We start from the raw sequence: 6,056 nt of genomic DNA, 5'->3' as shown, positions 1-6,056 counted from the left end.
TGAGTTCTCAAGGAACGGACGCTTCCTTTGTACTCACCCTCTCGGGCTTTCCTCCGGGCGCTTCCCTTCGGTGTTTCCGACTCTATCAGATCTTTCCGATCCGATTTTCTCGGCGCTTTCCAGGTTCACGCTGTCGCGTTTCCCTTTCCGGCGGACCCGACTTTATCAGAAGTTTCAGGGCGGACTGACCGGCCTTCGTTTTCCGATTCATCGGGAGGTGCTTCCACGAAATCATCGTTTCGTTGAGAAGCGGCTAGATGTTCACTGTCGCCTTCCGGGTGAGACCCCGTCTCCAGGCAACTGTTCAAACCTACCTCCCCGCACGCTCCGTGTCAACGGCTCTTGCGGGGCGAAGAAGAGACTAGCAGCTCATCGCCGCCGTACGCACATCACGCGGCGGTAGGCACGTCGGCGCTGCGCTCGGACGCCTCGAGGTCGCCGGTGTCGCCGGCGCGTGCCGCACGTCCGCCGAGGACATAGACATAGGCCAGGAACGCCAGCTCGGCCAGGACGCCGATCGTGATGCGGGCCCATGTGGGGAGGCCCGACGGGGTGACGAAGCCTTCGATGGCCCCGGAGACGAAGAGGATCAGGGCCAGGCCGATCGCCATGGCCAGGGCTGCCCGTCCTTCTTCCGCGAGGGCCGTGCGCCGGGTGCGCGGGCCCGGGTCGATGACGGTCCAGCCGAGGCGGAGTCCGGTGCCGGCGGCGACGAAGACCGCGGTCAGTTCGAGGAGACCATGCGGCAGGACGAGGCCGAGGAAGGTGTCGAGGCGGCCGGCTGACGACATCAGCCCGAAGCCGACGCCCAGGTTGAGCATGTTCTGGAAGAGGATCCAGAGTACCGGCAGGCCGAGGAAGACGCCCAGGATGAGGCAGAGGGCCGCGGCCCAGGCGTTGTTCGTCCAGACCTGGGCGGCGAAGGAGGCCGCCGGGTTGCTCGAGTAGTACGTCTCGTACTGGCCGCCGGGGCGGGTGAGCTCGCGCAGTTCACTGGGGGCGGCGATGGACGCCTGTACCTCGGGGTGGGTGCCTATCCACCAGCCCAGCAGGGCCGCCACGGCGGTGGAGAGCAGTGCCGTGGGCACCCACCAGTGGCGCGACCTGTAGACGGCGGCCGGGAAGCTGTGGGTCAGGAAGCGCGTGACGTCGCGCCAGGATGCACGGCGGGCACCGGTCACGGCGCTGCGCGCGCGGGCCACCAGTTGGCTGAGCCGGCCGGTCAGCTGCGGATCGGGAGCGGCCGACTGGATCAGGGAGAGGTGGGTGGCGGCCCGCTGGTAGAGGGCGACGAGTTCGTCGGCCTCCGCGCCGGTGAGGCGGCGGCGCCGGAGGAGGGCATCGAGGCGGTCCCACTCCGCGCGGTGGGCGGAGACGAAGACGTCGAGGTCCATCGGTGTGCCTGCTCCTCGGCTGTTCGTCGGCGGTCGGGTCATCAGCTTGGCAGACTGGCGGTGTTCGGGGCAGGTCAGGGAAGGGCGGCAGGCGTGAGTGAGCTGGTGACGGGCGAGGCGGTGGCGCTGGAGTTGCGCCCCGCGAGGCTGCCCAGCAGGGCACTGGCCGTGCTGCTCGATCTTGCGGCGGCCGTGGCCGCGTACATCGCGGTGACCATTGGTCTTGTGGCCGCAACGGCCTCCCTGGATGAGGCGGCGCAGACCGCGATATCGATCGCGGCGTTCGTCCTCGTCCTGGTGGGCGGGCCGATCGTGGTCGAGACGCTCAGCCACGGACGGTCGCTCGGGAAGCTGGCGTGCGGGCTGCGGGTGGTACGGGACGACGGCGGGCCTATCCGGTTCCGGCATGCGCTGGTGCGGGGACTGATCGGCGTGATCGAGATCCTCATGACGCTGGGGGTCGTGGCGGTGATCGCCTCGCTGGTCTCGGCGCGTGGCCGGCGGCTGGGAGATGTGTTCGCGGGGACTCTGGTCGTCCGGGAGCGGGTGCCGGCCGGCCGGGCCGACTTCGTGCCGCCGCCTCCGCCGTGGCTGGCGGGGCGCTTCTCCGGGCTCGATCTGTCGGCGGTGCCCGATGGTCTCTGGCTTGCCGTCCGTCAGTACCTGACGCGGATGCGGCAGCTGGATCCGCAGGTCGGCTGGTCGATGGCCGAGCGGCTGGCCTCGGACCTGGCGGAGCGTACGGGAGCGCCGGTGCCGCCTGGGGTGCCGCCAGCCGCGTATCTGGCGGCGGTGGTGCAGGAGCGGCAGGCCCGTGAGGCCCGGCGGGCGTTCGGGGGCGGGGCCGCAGCGGGTGGGGGGCAGGTCGGGGCGGCCGGTGGGGCCGGTGCCGCGGGTGTTCCGGCGCCTCCCGTCCAGCCTGCCGCGGTGGTAGCGCCGGTGGTGCGGCCCTCCGTTCCTCCCGCTCCTCCCGCGTACCCGGAGGCCGCGCCGCAGGGCGGGACGGTGCCGGGCGATCGGCCGGCGACGGGGTTCGTACCACCGGCGTAGACGGCTTCGGGGACGGTCGGTCAGACGTTCGGTCAGTTGAAGACCGACGGTGGTGATTCGAGGTCCTCCAGCTCGATGCCCGGAGCCGCGAGCACCACGTCGCCGGCGAGGTACACGGCATGCTGTTCGCCCGTGTCCAGGGCTGTGACCTGGTACTCGTCCACGGTCAGGGGGCCGTTGTCAGTGGTGTGTGTTTCTCTTTTCACCAGCGCCCAGGACTGGTCCAGGGTGCGTGGGGCGAGGACCGGATCGGTGAAGGCCACGAGGCGTACGCGGGTGGCCGTCGCGGAGGGCGTGAGGCGGAGGAGACGGGCGGTGGCGACCAGGAAGGCGGGGGACGAGCCGGTGAAGGCGTGGGCGCGCACATTGCCTTCGGTGGCGTGGGTCCCGGTGGGGTCGGTGCGGACCCAGGTGACGCCGTCGAGGGCGGCGCCGCGGACTTGCCAGCTCGCGGCGTGGAGTTCGAGGCGGATGGGGCGGCCGAGTTCGTCGAGGGCGAGGTCGACCGAGCCCAGGTGATCGCCGGAGGGGGCGGTGAGCTGGGAGACGTAGCGCCAGCCGGAGGGGCCGGGGGCGCAGTGGAAGTGCTCTTCTGCAAGGGGGCTGTGATCGTGCGGATCGTGGAGCGAATAACGGCCGCGGGGCATGGGGGTCCTGGGTCGTGACGGTCTGGGCCGGTCTCCGGTCCGCCCAAGGGGCAGGCCCCCGGCACGGGGGTGCGGGGGCCTGCCTCTGAGGACCTCCTGCCGGGGAGCGTGGGCTCAGTAGCGGTAGTGGTCCGACTTGTACGGGCCCTCGACCTTCACGCCGATGTACTCGGCCTGCTCGGGGCGGAGGGTGGTCAGCTTCACGCCGAGCGAGTCGAGGTGGAGGCGGGCGACCTTCTCGTCGAGGTGCTTGGGCAGCACGTAGACGCCGGTCGGGTACTCGTCGGGCTTGGTGAACAGCTCGATCTGGGCCAGGGTCTGGTCCGCGAAGGAGTTGGACATCACGAACGACGGGTGGCCGGTCGCGTTGCCCAGGTTCAGCAGGCGGCCCTCCGACAGCACGATGATCTTCTTGCCGTCGGGGAAGGTCCAGGTGTGGACCTGCGGCTTGATCTCGTCCTTGACGATGCCGGGGACCTTGGCGAGGCCGGCCATGTCGATCTCGTTGTCGAAGTGGCCGATGTTGCCGACGATGGCCTGGTGCTTCATCTTGGCCATGTCACTGGCCATGATGATGTCCTTGTTGCCGGTCGTGGTGATGAAGATGTCGGCCGTCTCGACGACCTCGTCCAACGTCGTGACCTGGTAGCCGTCCATCGCGGCCTGCAGGGCGCAGATCGGGTCGATCTCGGTGATGATCACGCGGGCGCCCTGGCCCCGCAGGGACTCCGCACAGCCCTTGCCGACATCGCCGTAGCCGCACACGACCGCGGTCTTGCCGCCGATCAGGGTGTCGGTGGCGCGGTTGAGGCCGTCCACCAGGGAGTGGCGGCAGCCGTACTTGTTGTCGAACTTCGACTTGGTGACGGCGTCGTTGACGTTGATCGCCGGGAACAGGAGGGTGCCGTCGCGCTGCATCTCGTACAGGCGGTGGACGCCGGTCGTGGTCTCCTCGGTGACACCGCGGATCTCGGAGGAGAGCTGGGTCCACTTCTGCGGGTTCTCGCCCAGGGTGCGGTTGAGCAGTTCGAGGATGACCCGGTGCTCGTCGGACTCGGCGGTGTCGGGCGAGGGGGCCTTGCCGTCCTTCTCGTACTCGACGCCCTTGTGGACGAGGAGGGTCGCGTCACCGCCGTCGTCGAGGATCATGTTGGGGCCGCCGGTGGGGCTGTCCGGCCAGGTCAGCGCCTGCTCGGTGCACCACCAGTACTCCTCAAGGGTCTCGCCCTTCCAGGCGAAGACCGGGATGCCCTGCGGGTTCTCGGGCGTGCCGTTCGGGCCGACGGCGATGGCGGCCGCCGCGTGGTCCTGGGTGGAGAAGATGTTGCAGGACGCCCAACGGACCTGCGCGCCGAGGGCGACCAGGGTCTCGATGAGCACGGCGGTCTGCACGGTCATGTGCAGGGAGCCGGTGACCCGGGCGCCGGCCAGGGGCTGGGCCTCGGCGTACTCCTTGCGGATCGCCATCAGACCGGGCATCTCGTGCTCGGCGAGGGTGATCTCCTTGCGGCCGAACTCGGCCAGGGAGAGGTCGGCGACCTTGAAGTCCTGTCGGTTGTCGACAGTCGTCATTGCGAGCTGCTCCTCGGGGTGTGGGTCGAGGTGGGTACGGCTGGTCTGCGCGGCGGCGGACACAGGGGTGCCCCGAAGAGGACACAGGCATGCCCGCGTACGCGCAGCGCAGTCCGTCGGAGGCCCTCTCTCCCTCGGCCGGTCCCGGTGGGACCGCCCGACCGCCATCAGCAGCGACGTCTGGCTCCGTCCCAAGCTACACCGCGAGGCCCGGCGGCCCCCAGTCCGGCCGCGTACACATCAGGCCGAATCGGGGCCGGCGGGCCTCGTCGCGCACGGAGGGTCCGTGCGGTGTGTGATCAGTGCGCCTAGTGCTCGGTGCCGTGCGAGGCGGGGCCGCCGGGGGTGGCCTCGGGGTCCGGGCCCTTGGCGGCTTCGGTCTCGCTGTAGATGTCGGGCTCGAGGTAGATCAGACGGGCGATCGGGACGGCCTCGCGGATGCGGGACTCGGCCGCGTCGATGGCGGCGGCGATCTCGGTGGCGGTGTTGTCGTGCCGAACGGCGATCTTCGCGGCGACCAGCAGTTCCTCCGGGCCGATGTGGAGGGTGCGCATGTGGATGATGCGGGTGACGGTGTCGCCGTCGACGACGGCGGCCTCGATCTTACGGGTCTCCTCGGCGCCCGCTGCCTCACCCAGCAGCAGCGACTTGGTCTCCACGGCGAGAACCAGGGCGATCAGGATGAGCAGCACACCGATGCACAGGGTGCCGATGCCGTCCCAGACGCTGTCGCCGGTGGCGAGGGCCAGTCCGACACCGCCGAGGGCGAGCACCAGACCGACGAGCGCGCCGAGGTCCTCCAGGAGGACGACCGGCAGTTCGGGCGCCTTGGCGTGACGGACGAACTCCTTCCAGGACCGGTGGCCGCGCAGGACGTTGGACTCCTTGATGGCGGTGCGGAAGGAGAAGGCCTCGGCGATGATCGCGAAGACGAGGACGCCGACCGGCCAGTACCAGTGCTCCAGCTCGTGCGGATGCTTGATCTTCTCGTAGCCCTCGTAGAGGGCGAACATGCCACCGACCGAGAAGAGCACGATGGAGACGAGGAAGGCGTAGATGTAGCGCTCACGGCCGTAGCCGAAGGGGTGCTGCGGGGTGGCCTGGCGCTGGGCCCGCTTGCCGCCGACCAGCAGGAGTCCCTGGTTGCCGGAGTCGGCGAGCGAGTGCACGGACTCGGCGAGCATCGACGAGGAGCCACTGAAGAGGAACGCCACGAACTTCGCTACCGCGATCGCGAGGTTGGCGGCGAGTGCCGCCACGATCGCCTTGGTGCCGCCTGACGCGCTCATGTGTTCGCGTTGTCCCTTCGTACGCCGTGGGCCCGGGCGTGCGTGCGCCGCCGGGGCTTTGCCCGTCCTTTGACGGTGGGACATTGTTGCAGCCCGGTCCGGCG

Annotated in this window: 5 protein-coding genes; 1 reads left to right on the top strand and 4 read right to left on the bottom strand. The window is 69.8% G+C overall.

Going from position 1 to position 6,056, the window contains the following annotated elements; all coding sequences use genetic code 11:
- Positions 1-389: 389 nt before the first annotated feature.
- Positions 390-1,394, bottom strand: coding sequence for a stage II sporulation protein M (locus AB0L56_RS28170; protein ID WP_365428011.1), 1,005 nt, complete (start codon positions 1,392-1,394; stop codon positions 390-392).
- Positions 1,395-1,487: 93 nt separating this feature from the next.
- On the opposite strand from AB0L56_RS28170, the gene AB0L56_RS28165 reads away from it, so the two are divergent.
- A complete protein-coding gene (locus tag AB0L56_RS28165; protein ID WP_365428008.1) occupies positions 1,488-2,444 on the top strand; it encodes an RDD family protein in 957 nt (318 codons plus the stop codon).
- A 32-nt stretch (positions 2,445-2,476) separates the two neighbouring features.
- Here the strand turns inward: AB0L56_RS28165 and AB0L56_RS28160 are convergent, their stop codons facing one another.
- The 3 genes from AB0L56_RS28160 to AB0L56_RS28150 all read right to left on the bottom strand — a co-directional run bounded on the left by AB0L56_RS28160 (position 2,477) and on the right by AB0L56_RS28150 (position 5,952).
- Complete coding sequence (locus AB0L56_RS28160) at positions 2,477-3,091, bottom strand: hypothetical protein (protein WP_365428005.1); 615 nt, start codon at positions 3,089-3,091, stop codon at positions 2,477-2,479.
- Between the two features lie 114 nt (positions 3,092-3,205).
- Positions 3,206-4,663, bottom strand: a complete 1,458-nt coding sequence (gene ahcY, locus AB0L56_RS28155; RefSeq protein ID WP_361027199.1) for an adenosylhomocysteinase — start codon at positions 4,661-4,663, stop codon at positions 3,206-3,208.
- A 308-nt stretch (positions 4,664-4,971) separates the two neighbouring features.
- Entirely contained in the window at positions 4,972-5,952 is a 981-nt protein-coding gene (locus AB0L56_RS28150; RefSeq protein WP_361027202.1) for a cation transporter, read from the bottom strand.
- Between the last annotated feature and the right edge of the window lie 104 nt (positions 5,953-6,056).

The organism is Streptomyces sp. NPDC052079, assembly GCF_040680275.1.
Lineage (GTDB): Bacteria > Actinomycetota > Actinomycetes > Streptomycetales > Streptomycetaceae > Streptomyces.
The sequence above is the reverse complement of the archived record's forward strand: the minus strand, read 5'-3'. Positions and strand labels throughout refer to the sequence as shown.

Bases quoted from the DNA above. Each gene is read 5' to 3' on its own strand.
- ahcY (WP_361027199.1), bottom strand. From the start codon at position 4,663: ATGACGACTGTCGACAACCGACAGGACTTCAAGGTCGCCGACCTCTCC.
- AB0L56_RS28150 (WP_361027202.1), bottom strand. From the start codon at position 5,952: ATGAGCGCGTCAGGCGGCACCAAGGCGATCGTGGCGGCACTCGCCGCC.
- AB0L56_RS28160 (WP_365428005.1), bottom strand. From the start codon at position 3,091: ATGCCCCGCGGCCGTTATTCGCTCCACGATCCGCACGATCACAGCCCC.
- AB0L56_RS28170 (WP_365428011.1), bottom strand. From the start codon at position 1,394: ATGGACCTCGACGTCTTCGTCTCCGCCCACCGCGCGGAGTGGGACCGC.